The organism is Raskinella chloraquaticus (SeqCode), from assembly GCF_021731865.1.
Lineage (GTDB): Bacteria > Pseudomonadota > Alphaproteobacteria > Rhizobiales > UBA4765 > Raskinella > Raskinella chloraquaticus.
Genome location: NZ_JAKFWN010000025.1, coordinates 25347 through 38420, shown reverse-complemented (window position 1 = coordinate 38420; position 13074 = coordinate 25347). Strand labels below are relative to the sequence as shown.

Annotated in this window: 14 protein-coding genes and 1 other RNA gene; 11 read left to right on the top strand and 4 right to left on the bottom strand. The window is 62.0% G+C overall.

What is annotated here, in order from left to right:
• Positions 1 to 883: type I glyceraldehyde-3-phosphate dehydrogenase (gene gap / locus ACINK1_RS09185; protein ID WP_395760082.1), on the bottom strand; the 883-nt coding region annotated here is incomplete at its 3' end.
• A 61-nt stretch (positions 884 to 944) separates the two neighbouring features.
• The gene (gene tkt / locus ACINK1_RS09180; protein ID WP_376803294.1) at positions 945 to 2948 is read right to left on the bottom strand and encodes a transketolase; all 2004 of its coding nucleotides are present in this window, start codon (positions 2946 to 2948) and stop codon (positions 945 to 947) included.
• 216 nt (positions 2949 to 3164) lie between these two features.
• Between tkt and ACINK1_RS09175 the strand changes: the two genes are divergently transcribed.
• Both ACINK1_RS09175 and ACINK1_RS09170 read left to right on the top strand, forming a co-directional pair.
• Positions 3165 to 3446: a DUF4164 family protein gene (locus ACINK1_RS09175; RefSeq protein ID WP_376803295.1), complete on the top strand. Its 282-nt coding sequence runs from the start codon at positions 3165 to 3167 to the stop codon at positions 3444 to 3446.
• Between the two features lie 3 nt (positions 3447 to 3449).
• Positions 3450 to 3815 (top strand): cell division protein ZapA, encoded by a 366-nt coding sequence (locus ACINK1_RS09170; protein ID WP_376802997.1) that lies wholly within the window; start codon positions 3450 to 3452, stop codon positions 3813 to 3815.
• 11 nt (positions 3816 to 3826) lie between these two features.
• On the opposite strand, the gene ACINK1_RS09165 is transcribed toward ACINK1_RS09170, so the two are convergent.
• Positions 3827 to 4744: an FkbM family methyltransferase gene (locus ACINK1_RS09165; RefSeq protein WP_376803601.1), complete on the bottom strand. Its 918-nt coding sequence runs from the start codon at positions 4742 to 4744 to the stop codon at positions 3827 to 3829.
• A 141-nt stretch (positions 4745 to 4885) separates the two neighbouring features.
• On the bottom strand, positions 4886 to 6565 hold the full coding sequence (locus ACINK1_RS09160; protein ID WP_376802697.1) for a methyl-accepting chemotaxis protein: 1680 nt from the start codon (positions 6563 to 6565) through the stop codon (positions 4886 to 4888).
• A gap of 242 nt (positions 6566 to 6807) precedes the next feature.
• On the opposite strand from ACINK1_RS09160, the gene ssrS reads away from it, so the two are divergent.
• The 9 genes from ssrS (at position 6808) to tolQ (ending at position 13073) form a co-directional block, all read left to right on the top strand.
• A non-coding RNA gene (gene ssrS, locus ACINK1_RS09155) (6S RNA) lies at positions 6808 to 6965 on the top strand.
• A gap of 22 nt (positions 6966 to 6987) precedes the next feature.
• Complete coding sequence (locus ACINK1_RS09150; RefSeq protein WP_376802698.1) at positions 6988 to 7566, top strand: 5-formyltetrahydrofolate cyclo-ligase; 579 nt, start codon at positions 6988 to 6990, stop codon at positions 7564 to 7566.
• Positions 7567 to 7645: 79 nt separating this feature from the next.
• Positions 7646 to 8467: a TIGR00282 family metallophosphoesterase gene (locus ACINK1_RS09145; protein WP_376802699.1), complete on the top strand. Its 822-nt coding sequence runs from the start codon at positions 7646 to 7648 to the stop codon at positions 8465 to 8467.
• A gap of 97 nt (positions 8468 to 8564) precedes the next feature.
• Positions 8565 to 9311 carry a YebC/PmpR family DNA-binding transcriptional regulator gene (locus ACINK1_RS09140; RefSeq protein ID WP_376802700.1) on the top strand — a complete coding sequence of 249 codons (747 nt, stop codon included), beginning with the start codon at positions 8565 to 8567 and terminating at the stop codon, positions 9309 to 9311.
• Between the two features lie 12 nt (positions 9312 to 9323).
• On the top strand, positions 9324 to 9842 hold the full coding sequence (gene ruvC, locus ACINK1_RS09135) for a crossover junction endodeoxyribonuclease RuvC (protein WP_376802702.1): 519 nt from the start codon (positions 9324 to 9326) through the stop codon (positions 9840 to 9842).
• Between the two features lie 9 nt (positions 9843 to 9851).
• Positions 9852 to 10469: a Holliday junction branch migration protein RuvA gene (gene ruvA, locus ACINK1_RS09130; protein ID WP_376802703.1), complete on the top strand. Its 618-nt coding sequence runs from the start codon at positions 9852 to 9854 to the stop codon at positions 10467 to 10469.
• A 28-nt stretch (positions 10470 to 10497) separates the two neighbouring features.
• Positions 10498 to 11550 carry a Holliday junction branch migration DNA helicase RuvB gene (gene ruvB / locus ACINK1_RS09125; RefSeq protein WP_376802704.1) on the top strand — a complete coding sequence of 351 codons (1053 nt, stop codon included), beginning with the start codon at positions 10498 to 10500 and terminating at the stop codon, positions 11548 to 11550.
• 35 nt (positions 11551 to 11585) lie between these two features.
• Positions 11586 to 12098 (top strand): YbgC/FadM family acyl-CoA thioesterase, encoded by a 513-nt coding sequence (locus tag ACINK1_RS09120; protein ID WP_376802705.1) that lies wholly within the window; start codon positions 11586 to 11588, stop codon positions 12096 to 12098.
• A 261-nt stretch (positions 12099 to 12359) separates the two neighbouring features.
• A complete protein-coding gene (tolQ, locus tag ACINK1_RS09115) occupies positions 12360 to 13073 on the top strand; it encodes a protein TolQ (RefSeq protein WP_376802706.1) in 714 nt (237 codons plus the stop codon).
• The last annotated feature ends 1 nt before the right edge of the window (position 13074 follow it).

Here is a 13074-nt window from a genome sequence, read left to right as displayed (position 1 = left end):
TCGAGGATGTCGGTACATGGTTGAAATCCGACGAGACGTTCGGTTCGCTGGTAACCGCGAGGATGCCTTTCAGCGGGCCGCGTCTGGCGGCCTTGATGATGGCGTCGTTGACCTTCTCCACCGTCACCCGCTTCTTCGTCACCACCTTCAGATCGATCAGGGAGACATTGGGCGTCGGCACGCGGACGGCCGAACCGTCAAGCTTGCCCTTGAGCTCAGGGATGACAAGGCCGATGGCCTTGGCGGCACCCGTTGAGGTCGGGATCATCGACAGGCCGGCAGCGCGGGCGCGGTAGAGGTCCTTGTGCATGGTATCAAGCGTCGGCTGATCGCCGGTGTAAGCGTGAACGGTGGTCATGAACCCATGCACAATCGTGAAATTGTCGTTCAGCACCTTGGCAACCGGCGCGAGACAATTGGTGGTGCAGGAGCCGTTCGAGACAATCACATGGTCTTTGGTGAGGAGATCATCGTTGACGCCGAAGACGACCGTCAGATCTGCGCCATCGGCGGGAGCAGACACCAGCACGCGCTTGGCGCCGGCGGCAAGATGGGCGGAGGCCTTGTCTTTTGAGGTGAAAATGCCAGTGCATTCAAGCGCGATGTCGACACCCAGAGCCTTGTGCGGCAATTGGCCGGGGTCCTTGATGGCGGTCACCTTGATCGCCTTGCCGTTGATGACGATTGAATCGCCCTCGACCCGAACGTCGGCAGGAAAGCGACCGTGGACGGAATCATAGCGCAGGAGATGGGCGTTGGTCTCCACCGGTCCCAGATCGTTGATGGCGACGACTTCGATGTCCTTGCGCTTGCTCTCGATTATGGCGCGCAGGATGTTGCGGCCGATGCGGCCAAATCCGTTGATGGCAATCTTTACAGTCATCATGGTCTCCTCTGAGCGGCGTGCCGTGACAAATTCAGGCTGAACCAGAATTGAACGGGCGCTAGTCGTTGCGACGCAGGGCGTCGAGCGCTTTTGCAGTCACGGCCGTGGGGGTGATGGCGAAATGGTCGTAGATTTCGGCGTAGGGTGCCGACATGCCAAAGCCCGACATGCCGACAAAGATACCGGCCTCGCCGATAAAGCGGTCCCAACCCTGACGGATCGCCGCTTCGATGGCGATCCTGACCCCGGCCTCGCCGATAACAGTGCGGCGATAGGTCGCGTCCTGGGCCTCGAACAATTCAAAGCACGGCACCGACACGACACGCGCGCCGTAGCCTTCCGCCTCGATCATCTTCTGCGCCGCTAACGCCAGGCTGACCTCGGTGCCGGAGGCAAAGAGGGTGACGGCGGCCGGCTTGCTGCTTGGTGAAATCTCATAGGCGCCGCGGCTCACCTGATTGTCGGCGCTGCTCTTTGAACGAGATTGCGGAACGGCCTGACGCGACAGGGCGATGATGCTCGGCGCATGCTGGTGAGACAGCGCGCTCAGCCAGGCTTCGGCCGCCTCGACCGTGTCGCAGGGGCGGAAGACAAGAAGGTTCGGTATGGCACGCAGCGCCGCCAGATGCTCGACGGGCTGGTGGGTCGGCCCGTCTTCACCCACGCCGATACTGTCATGGGTCATCACGTGAACAACGCGCACGCCCATCAGCGCCGCGAGGCGCAGCGAGGGGCGGCAATAATCGGCAAACACCAGAAAGGTGCCGGCATAGGGAATGATCCCGCCATGCAGCGCCATGCCGTTCATGGCGGCAGCCATCGCATGCTCGCGGATGCCGAAATGGATATAGCGGCCTGCGCGCCCGGTCGCGGAATAGGGGGTGAGGGTTTTGGTGCGGGTGAGGTTTGACGGGGACAGATCGGCGGAGCCGCCGATGGTCTCGGGCAAGACCGCATTGATCGCCTCGAGGACGATTTCGGAGGCTTTGCGCGTGGCGACCGACTGCGGGTTGGCAAGTGCCGATGCCTTCACCGCATCAAGCGCCACGCTCAAGCCAGCAGGCAGCGTGCCGGCGATAGAGCGTATGAATTCATTGCGGGTTGCCTCGTCCGTGGCGGCAAGGCGCGCTTGCCACGCCACATGCGTTGCTGCAGCCCGCTTGCCCGCCTCGCGCCAGGCGGCGCGCACATCATCAGGCACGGTGAACGATTCAGCTGTCCATCCGAGCGCTGCTTTGGTCGCGGTGAGTTCATCGGCACCCAAAGGTTCGCCATGAGCCTTCGAGGTGCCGGCCTTTTTTGGTGCGCCGTAGCCGATGATGGTGCGGCAGGCGATCAAGGTGGGGCGCTCGCTGGCCCGCGCCCGTTCCAGCGCCGCCAGGATTGCGTTGGGGTCGTGACCGTCGACACGGTCGGTTGCCCAATTGCTTGCCGCAAAGCGGGCGAGCTGATCGGTTGAATCAGACAGCGATAACGGTCCGTCGATGGAGATGTTGTTGTCATCCCACAGAACGATGAGCTTGTTGAGGCGCAGATGCCCGGCAAGGGCGATGGCCTCCTGACTGATGCCTTCCATCAGATCGCCGTCCGAGCACAAAACGACGGTGCGGTGGTCGACAAGGTCGCTGCCGAAGCGCGCGGCAAGCGAGGTTTCCGCGATTGCCATGCCAACCGCGCTCGCAAGCCCCTGCCCGAGCGGGCCGGTCGTCATTTCAATGCCGGCGGTATGGCCGAATTCCGGATGGCCAGGGGTTTTTGAGCCTTTCTGGCGGAAGCGGCGGATTTCCTCCATCGACATGCCGGGAAAATCAAGGAGATGGAGGAGCGCATAGACCAGCATCGAGCCATGGCCGGCGGAGAGAATAAAACGGTCGCGGTCGGGCCAGGACGGGTTGCTGGCGTCGTAGCGAAGGAAGCTGGTGAACAGAACGGTGGCGATGTCGGCTGCGCCCAGCGGCAGCCCGGGATGGCCGGATTTTGCCGCTTCGACCCCATCGATGGCCAAAGCTCTTACGGCACTCGCCATCAGCTTATAATCCGCAGAACTCGTCGGTTGGGTCATGGTATCGGGAACTTTCGGTGTTCTTGCAGATAGGTCGGGCAGTGCCGCAAGACGAGCCGTGGCACATGTGGCCCCGTTTCGCGCCAGTTCATCACCCCGGTGGGCGGGAATTAGCGACACGGTCACCTGGAGTCAATCGAGCGAGGTACCGGGAAATGGTGGGAAGAGCGAATTGGAGCGTTGACCAAGCCGCCGTCCCGCCTTTACCTTTCTGTCATGATGCAGAGTACGCCACTTGATGCCGCGTTGAATCGCCTGCAGTCGAGCCTTGATGTTCTTGAGGCTGCGGTCGTGCGCCGCAAGGCCAGCGAAGATGTGGTAGCCCAGCTGGAAGAGGATGTGCATCTCCTCGCTGTCGATCGCTCCAAGCTTGCCAGTACCTGCGATCATCTGAAGGCGGAAGCGACGATCCTGTCGCGGGCCAATCTTGCCGCCTCGCTTCGCGTTGACCATGCGCTCGAGGCGCTGCGCGAAGTTCTGGCGGAGGAGGAGGCTTGATCCATGCCCTCGCTTGATATCGACATTGGTGGTCGCAATTACAAAATTGCCTGCGAAGAAGGCCAGGAAAAGCACCTTGAGACGCTTGCAAGAGGCATTGACGGCCACGTCAAGGCGCTGAAAGCCAAATTCGGCGAGATCGGCGACACCAGGCTCACCATCATGGCAGCTCTGGTTGTGTCGGATCAGCTGTCCGACATGCGCGGTCGCGTCAGCCAGCTTGAGGCGGAGCTGTCGGCGCTGCGCATGCGCTTGGACAATGAACTGGCGGCGGCGCGCGGTCGGGAGGAAAGTGCGGTCGAGGCGGTGACCCTTACGGCTGAGCGGGTCGAGCGGCTGGCTGCCAGCCTCGGGTTTCACACGAACTGACGATCAGCCCCTTAGTCGTCCATCAGATGTCCGCCATCATAGGCAGCGCAAATGCGCCCCAGCGCCAGCCGCAGGCTGTCATCATCGAGCGACGAAGCGGGGTTGGCGCTGCTACCTGCACCCTCAGCAGCAACAGCCCTCACCTCATCGAGCGACAATTCCGGCAGAGAAGCAAGAAAGCCGCGCGACAAAGCGAGCGCCAGCGCATGATCGACATGGCCCTTGTTCTCCGCGGCGCGACCGTGATCATAGAGATGGTCGACACTGTCCCAGGCAAGCGGCTGCGCTGGAAAGCGGGCCGCAAGGCCGCGCTCCTCGGCGCGGACATAGAAGCGGTTGAGACCATCCTCGAAGGCGAGGACGTAGTTGTGCGGCAGGATGATCGGCTCGAAGCTCTCATGACTTGGTGCCATGGTGCCAGGCGCCACCGCTTCGACGATGATCACTCTGGGACGAAAGCGGGCAAGATCGGCGCCTGCCAGCACGTCGGCCTCGGCGCCCTCGACGTCGACTTTAAGAAAATCGATCATGGTGATGTCGTGGTCCTCGCACAGCTTTGCCAGCGTCGTCACCGGCTTATGGCTTGCCTCGACGTTTGCACCAAGCTCGGCGGCAGCGGCGGCATGCGTGCTGATCGTCGTTGAAAATCCGTGGAAGCGAGCAACCTGATGGAAGAGCGCTTCGCCTTGCTCGCGCCCGACAAGGCCTTCAATGACGATATCGCGCGGGCGCAAGGCACGATGGATCGCGGCGAGGCGTGCTTGCGGTTCGATGACCAGACCGCGCCAGCCCTTAGCATAAAAATGCAGCGAGACGTTATCGGCGACCGGATGGCCACCGCCCACGTCGATGTAGAAGCCGGTTGCCTGATCGGCGAAGATCAAATCCAGATGGGTGTCTTCGAGGCGTTGGGCGTAGGACATTGGCATGGCAGGCTCCTTGACGCAGGCGAGCCTAGAGCATGGGCGGCGGTGCTTGCCAAGAAGCGACCAAGAAAATTGTCAGCAAAGGTCTCAAGAAAAAGGGGAGGCCTGTAGCCTCCCCGCCTGATCCTTGCACGCGTACTGGCGTCAGGCGGCGCGCACTTTGGCGAGGAAGCTGTCGACGACCCCTTTGAGCTTGTCGCCATTGCCATTGAGTGCGGTTGCTGCCTCCAGAACCTGCATGGCCGAGCGCGAGGAATGCTGGGCTGCCTCGTTGACGTTGACGATGTTGGTCGACACGTCCGAGGTGCCGCGGGCTGCTTCGGTAACATTGCGGGCGATTTCCTGCGTGGTGGCGCCCTGTTCCTCGATGGCCGCAGCGATGCCGGTGGCGATCTCGTTGACCGAACCGATGGTACCGGCAATGGCTTTGATGGCCGTGATCGCTTCGCCCGTCGCCGCCTGTATGGCGGTGATCTGGCCGGCAATCTCATCGGTTGCCTTCGATGTCTGGGTGGCAAGCTGCTTGACCTCGGAGGCGACCACAGCGAAACCCTTGCCAGCCTCGCCAGCGCGCGCCGCCTCGATGGTGGCGTTGAGCGCCAGAAGGTTGGTCTGGCCGGCGATATCATTGATGAGCTTGACGACATTGCCGATGGCGTCGGCGGCCTTGGCGAGGAACTGGACCTGGTGGTCGGTGGTCTTTGCCTGCTCGACCGCCCTGGCGATCATGGTTGTCGAATCGCCGACGCGTGCGCCGATCTCGGCAATCGAGCTTGACAGCTCTTCAGCGGCCGCCGCGACTGTTCGTACATTCATCGTTGCCTCTTCGGAGGCAGCGGCCACGGTGCTTGACTGGCGGGTCGTCGCCTCCGCGTTTGCGGACAGCCCTTCAGCCGTTGTGCGCAATTCCGTCGCCGCGTGGCCGACATCGCCGACGAGGACGCCGATCTCGCTTTCGAAATCCTTGACGAGACGATCAAGCGCCTTGGCGCGACGCTCGCGGGCGCCCTGCTCGTTGGCTTCAGCGGCCGCGAGGCGATCAGCTTCGATCATGCTGGCACGGAAAACCTCGACGGCTTTCGCCATGGCGCCGATCTCGTCCTTGCGCTCCTGACCGGCGATGGCCGTATCCTTTTCGCCAGCGGCCAGCGACTTCATGCGCTCCTGTAATGTGCGCAGCGGGCTGGTGATCGAGCGTGCAATCAAAAAACTGACCGTGAACGCGGTGAGGCCGGCAAGGATCATCACGATAATCGTCCATTGAGTGACATTGTCATATGCGGCGCGCGCATCCTCGATGAACCGCTTGGCGTAGACATTGAGGCCGGCTTCACGCAGTTTTGTTGCTATACCAAGAGCTTTCTTGCCGTGTTTTTCGCGCAGCTCATCGGCCAGATGATTGGCCTCAAAGAGCGATCCGATCTGCATGCGTTCGCGAATGCTCGGCAGTCCCGCAGTAAGGGCGGCGAGCGCATCCAAGGCGGATTGCGGTTCTTCCTTGCCGCCAAGGTAGCGGCTCAGAACCAGCTCCAATTGTTTTTTGGCATTAGCGGCGTGTTGGTCGATTTCTGCCATCAACTCAGGCCAACCATCGCCACCCCTGGCGATGATCAGCTGCAAATTCTTGTCAATCGCCGTCAAGTCAGTCTGTGTTGTGGCGAGCGCGTTGGAATTTGTGAAGGGGTAGTAATGGAGTTTTTCGGTTATTGAATTCAGCATCGCCATTTCAACCCAGGCAAACGCTCCAAAACCCAGAAGCATGACAAGACTCACGACCGAGCCGAGCGTAATGCGAAGTCCAATTTTCAGCGATGATAGGCCCATGTCCGCCATTCCCTGTCGAGATGAAGGCCGCACGATGATCTTGCGCTATTGCGACAGGACGTTGCGGCGGTACGCACTGTCGGTGGTTGAGTGCCGCTGAGCGTCGAGCGTATGTATGCCTGATGCAAAAGCAGCGGATTCATCCCTGTTTATTATGAGCAGAATGGTTAATTTCGTTTGAAATTTGCAGCTGGCGGTAAAACTATGGCGCAGGTGTACGAAGTAGATTAAGCTTTTGGGTGGCGGTGCTGGGCTTTGCGTGCGGACAACTGAGTCCCCGGGCCCTTATCGATCCTAACGGGAGCTGTCCCTGTCCGGGCTCGTGGGCCTGGGCACACGGCGCCCACCTACTTACGTAGGTGCCCGGGATCGAACGCTCCCACGGCTGTTCCGGCCCGCCACTTTCCTCTATGTGCAGCGCCATGACAGAAGCCAGATTTGCCGAGGATCAGCAGCGGCTGCGGGTGGCGGCTCGCGCCGCAAGGGCACGTTTATCGCCCGATGAGCGGAAAACGGCAGCGGACGCTGCGGCGCGCCGGGCGCTTGGCGCGCTCAGCCCCGCCCCCCTGATGGTCGCGGTCTCCTGGTCGATTGGCGATGAGATGGATACCGGACCGCTGATAGCAGGTCTGGCCGAAGCAGGGAGGGCATGCTGCCTGCCGGTTGTCGTGGGCAAGGGCATGGCATTGCGTTTTCGTACCTACGCGCCCGGAGACCGGCTAGCGGCCGGCGCCTTTGGCGTGCCAGCGCCGCTTGCCACTGAGCCTTATGTCGAGCCCGACGTGCTGATTGTGCCGCTCGCGGCCTTTGATCGCGCCGGCGGACGTATCGGCTATGGCGGCGGCTTTTATGACCGCACCCTGGCACAGTTGCGGGCAAAAGGGCCTGTTCGGGCTTTCGGCTATGCCTTCAGCGTTCAGGAAGTCGATCACATACCGCTTCGGCCCCATGACGAGCGGCTTGATGCCATCATCACCGAGCGCGGTGTCATCGAGGTGTGAGCGGTCCGGCTTTACCTTTGTGTTTGCCTTCATCGCAGCCGTTGAATAGCAAGGCACAGCAACAAGAGCGGGATTAGCAATGCGGCTTCTTATTCTGGGCGATGTGGTCGGGCGCAGCGGGCGCGTGGCCGTCACCAATCTGCTTCCCGGACTGGTAGCGGCCTGGAAGCTTGATGCGGTGGTCGTCAATGGCGAGAACGCCGCCGGGGGCTTTGGCATTACGGAAGCGATTTTCGACGAACTCATCGCGGCCGGCACCGATGTCGTCACGCTTGGCAATCATGCGTTTGATCAGCGCGAGGCGCTGGTGTTCATTGACCGGGTCGACCGGCTGGTGCGCCCGCTCAACTATCCGTCCGGCACGCCGGGGCGCGGCGCAAGCCTGGTGAGTTTGCGTAATGGCGCCAGGCTGCTTGCCATCAACGTGATGGGGCGCGTCCATATGCATCCCCAGCTCGATGATCCCTTCGCCGCGCTTGAGCGTGAATTGACGGCGGCTCCCCTCAAGGAGGTGGCCGACATCATTGTGGTTGATGCCCATTGCGAAGCGACAAGTGAGAAACAGGGTATCGGGCGCTTCTGCGACGGGCGGGTGAGCGCGGTCATCGGCACCCACACCCATGTGCCGACCGCTGATCATCGTATCCTGCCGGGGGGTACGGCGTTTTGCACCGATATCGGCATGTGTGGCGATTATGATTCGATTATCGGCATGAAAGCGGCCGAGCCGCTGCATCGTTTTGTCCATGCTCTGCCCTCGGGACGCTTCGAGCCGGCGGATGGCGAGGCAACGTTGTCGGGGCTGGCGGTCGAGATCGATGACAGGACCGGTCTGGCGCGCGCCTGTCACGGGGTGCGGATGGGTGGGCTTTTGCAGCCAGCTGCGCCGCCCTGGGGCTGATCACGCGCGAGGGCATGGATTTTTTCCCTCGAGGCGCCTATTTTCCGCACCCCGATGAAGGCCGAACCCGTGTGAGGTGCGGCTCAAGGAGCAGGGCATGGCCGGTCATTCACAATTCGCCAACATCATGCATCGCAAGGGCAAGCAGGATGCCGTGCGCTCGCGCCTGTTTAGCAAGCTGGCGCGTGAAATCACGGTTGCAGCCAAGATGGGCCTTCCCGATCCGGCGATGAACCCGCGTCTGCGGGCCGCCGTGCTGGCGGCACGGGCCGAGAACATGCCCAAGGATCGCATCGAGCGGGCGATTTCAAAGGCCGTCGGCGGGGATGCGGAGAGCTATGATGAAATTCGTTATGAAGGTTACGGACCGGGCGGGGTTGCCGTCATTGTCGAGGCGCTGACGGATAACCGCAATCGCACAGCCTCGGATGTGCGCTCGCTTTTTACCAAGAGCGGCGGGGCGCTGGCTGAAACAGGGGCTGTGTCGTTCATGTTCGACCGGGTGGGCCTCGTCGAATTCGCCGGCAGCGTGAGTGATGCTGACACGATGCTGGAGGCCGCCATCGATGCGGGTGCCGATGATGTGACGAGCGAGGCGCAGGTGCACCGGGTCTGGTGTGCGCCTGAACGTCTGGCGGACATGGCGAAGGCGCTGGAAGCGAGGTTTGGCGAGCCGCAGAAATCACTGCTGACGTGGAAGCCGCAAACAACTGTGCCGGTTGATGATGAGACCGGCGAGAAAGTGGTGCGCCTTGTGAGCCAGCTCGACGAGCATGATGACGTGCAGAAGGTTTATGCCAATTTCGAAGCCTCTGACGATCTGCTCTCCAAGCTTTCGGCCTGAGGGGAGCGGCCGGTGAGCGGGAAGGTGCGCATCATCGGCATTGATCCGGGCTTGAGGCGGACCGGCTGGGGGGTGATCGAGCATGCCGGTTCGCGGCTCAGTTTTGTTGCCTGTGGCGTGCTGATGATCCCCGCTGATGTCGCTCTCAGCGAGCGCCTGAAGGCGATCCATGACGGTTTGCGCGATGTCATTGTCACATTCGAGCCGCAGGATGCCGCGGTCGAGGTGACCTTCGTCAGCATCAATCCCGAATCGACCCTGAAGCTTGGTCAGGCGCGCGGCGTCGCCCTGCTGGTGCCGGCGCTTGCGGGCCTGCAGGTCGGTGAATATGCAGCCAATCTGGTCAAGAAAACCGTGGTTGGCGCCGGCCATGCCGACAAGGCGCAGATCAGGCGCATGGTCGAAATCCTGCTGCCGACGGCGAAAATCACCTCGGCTGACGCGGCTGACGCGCTGGCGATTGCGATCACGCATGCCCACCACCGGCAGATCGCCCGGCTGAGCGCGACGCAAGCACGCGAATCGGCCTAGGTTCGTTCAATGATCGGAAAACTCACAGGGCTCGTCGATGACTATGGTGATGATCATGTCATCATCGATGTCGGCGGCGTTGGTTATGTGGTCTTCTGTTCATCGCACACCCTGACCGGCCTGCCGCAAAAGGGCGAGCGGGCGAGCCTGTGGATCGAGACGCATGTACGCGAGGACATGATCCGCCTGTTCGGGTTTGCAAGCCTTGCCGAGCGCGAATGGTTCCGCCTGGCGCTGACAGTCCAGGGGGTGGGTGCCAAGGTCGGTCTGGCGCTGCTGTCGACATTGCGTCCCTCGGAGCTTGCAAGCGCGGTGGCGCTCCAGGACAAGGCGGCCATCGGCCGCACACCGGGCGTTGGCCCGAAGCTGGCGCAGCGCATCGTCGCCGAGCTCAAGGGAAAAGCCCCGGCTTTGGTCGGCATCGACCCGCTGGCCGCGCGCCTTGCCGGACCGGCGGATGAAGCAGCGATGCCGAGTGCCGTGATGGATGCGGTGTCGGCGCTGGTCAATCTCGGCTATGGTCAGCCGCAGGCGGCAGCGGCGGTGGCAGCGGCAATGAAAACGGCCGGCGAGGGGGCGCACGCAGCACTCCTCATCAAGCTTGGGTTAAGGGAATTGGCGCGGTGATGGCTGGGCGCGGCAGGGGTAGGCAGCGATGAGCAGCGGGAGCCGCGTGGTGGCTGCCCAACAGGGTGTCGAGGACGAAGTCGAAGCGCATATCCGTCCCCAACGCCTCACTGATTTCGTCGGCCAGGCGCAGGCGCGCTCGAACCTCTCGGTGTTTATTCAGGCGGCGGGAAAGCGCGAGGAGGCGCTTGACCATGTGTTGTTTGCCGGGCCGCCGGGTCTTGGCAAGACGACGCTGGCGCAAATCATGGCGCGCGAGCTTGGGGTGGGTTTTCGCTCCACATCAGGCCCGGTGATTGCCAAGGCCGGCGATCTGGCGGCGCTTCTCACCAATCTGGAGCCGCGCGATGTGTTGTTCATCGATGAAATTCATCGTCTGTCGCCAGCGGTCGAGGAAATCCTCTACCCGGCGATGGAGGATTTCCAGCTTGATCTCATCATCGGCGAGGGGCCGGCGGCACGCTCGGTCCGGATCGACCTCAACAAATTCACGCTGATCGGCGCAACAACCCGGCTCGGCCTGCTGACGACGCCGCTGCGCGATCGTTTCGGCATTCATGTGAGGCTGTCGTTTTACACGATCGAGGAACTGGAACTCATCGTCAAACGGGCGGCACGCGTGCTGGCAGCGGCAATTACCGAAGACGGGGCACGCGAGATCGCCAAGCGGGCACGCGGCACGCCGCGAATCGCCGGGCGGCTGTTGCGCCGGGTGCGGGATTTTGCCGCCGTCGCGGGGGCGTCTTCGATTGATGCGACGCTGGCTGACCGGGCGCTGGGCGCGCTTGATGTTGATCGGCTGGGGCTTGATACGCTTGACCGGCGCTATCTTGGCATTATCGCGCGCAGCTATGGCGGCGGGCCGGTCGGGATTGACACCATCGCGGCAGCGTTGTCCGAGCCGCGCGACGCGCTGGAGGAGATCGTCGAGCCCTTCCTCCTGCAACAAGGCTTCCTGCAGCGCACCCCGCGTGGGCGATTGCTGACCCCGTCAGCCTTTGGCCATCTTGGCCTGGAGGCTCCACCCCCCGGGGCGGCGCAGTTCGACTTCTTTGCGTCCGGCAACAGCCCGGAGGATTGAGCAATGCATCCTTTTGCTTCTTCCACGGACCATCCATGAGCGATACGGGCGATGAAACGGCAGGAACGACATGGCCCGATCTTGCCGGGCGCATCGTTGATGGCGAACATATCCTGCCAGTGCGCATCTATCACGAGGACACTGATTTCACCGGTCTCGTCTATCACGCCGCCTATGTCCGCTTCATGGAACGGGGGCGCTCCGACATGCTCAGGGTGCTGGCGATATCGCAGCGCGAACTGGCGGAAGAAGGGGACGCTGCAGGATTTGTCGTGCGGCGGATGACGATTGATTACCGCCGGCCGGCGCGTATCGAAGACGTCGTCGAGGTCAGGACGTCGGCGATCATCCTCAAAGGCGCGTCCATCACCCTCTATCAGTCGATCTGGACGAGCGACACCTATCTGGTCGGCGCGCTGGTCCAGGTGGCGTTGATCGCTGGCGATGGACGACCATTGCGCATTGGCGGGCGGCTGCGCGCGCAGCTTGCCAGCGCTCCCAGATCGAGGATCGAGGCGGCACGGCAATTGATGTCGTGGCGGCATTGAGCGGATATCCGGCGCGGTAAATCTGCAGAAAATCCGGCCTGTTCATGCTTCCTTAACCAAAAAGGCGGTTTGTAACCTTATGGTTCGGGCCGAACGCCCTAGTTTCGTCCCATTCCACGGTCAAGGGAGCAGCCGTTCGCTCGGTTTCGGCTTGAATTTTCGTAAATTCCAATCCGCCGACGAGCCGGCTCACCCCTTAACCTTGTGTGCCCCGCTTCCATTTCGTCCGTAAAGCAAAGCGGACAGCGAAGGTGAATATTCATGGCTACGCCCGTTGAGGTTGCTGCCCTTTCCAATGTGAGCGATTTCTCGTTCGTCGGGCTGTTCGTGCAGGCGCATATCGTCGTCAAGCTGGTGATGACGGGGCTTTTCGGCGCGTCGATCATGACGTGGGCGATCATTTTCGAAAAGATCGTCACCTACCGCCGGCTGCGCCGCGACATGGACGATTTCGAGGACAAGTTCTGGGCCGGTCGCAGCCTTGAAGAGTTGTTCCGCTCGCTGGCCAATGAGAACAATGTCGGCCTGGCTGCCGTGTTCGTTGCCGCCATGCGCGAATGGAAACGCACGCAGGAAGCGGGCGGGCGCGGAATTACCGGCCTCAAAGACCGTATCGACAAGGTGATGGATGTGACCATCGGGCGCGAGGCAGAGCGTCTCGAATCGCGCCTGCTGTTTCTGGCAACCGTCGGCTCGTCGTCGCCCTTCATCGGTCTCTTCGGCACGGTATGGGGCATCATGACCTCGTTCCAGGCGATTGCGGTGTCCAAGAACACCAATCTTGCCGTCGTGGCACCGGGAATCGCCGAAGCGCTGTTTGCCACGGCGATCGGTCTGGTGGCCGCGATACCGGCGGTGATCGCCTATAATAATCTCCAGGCGGTCGCCGGACGGCATGTGGCACGTATGGAAGCGTTCGCCGATGAATTCTCCGCCATCATTTCCCGACAGATCGACGAGCGCCTGGTAGCGTAAG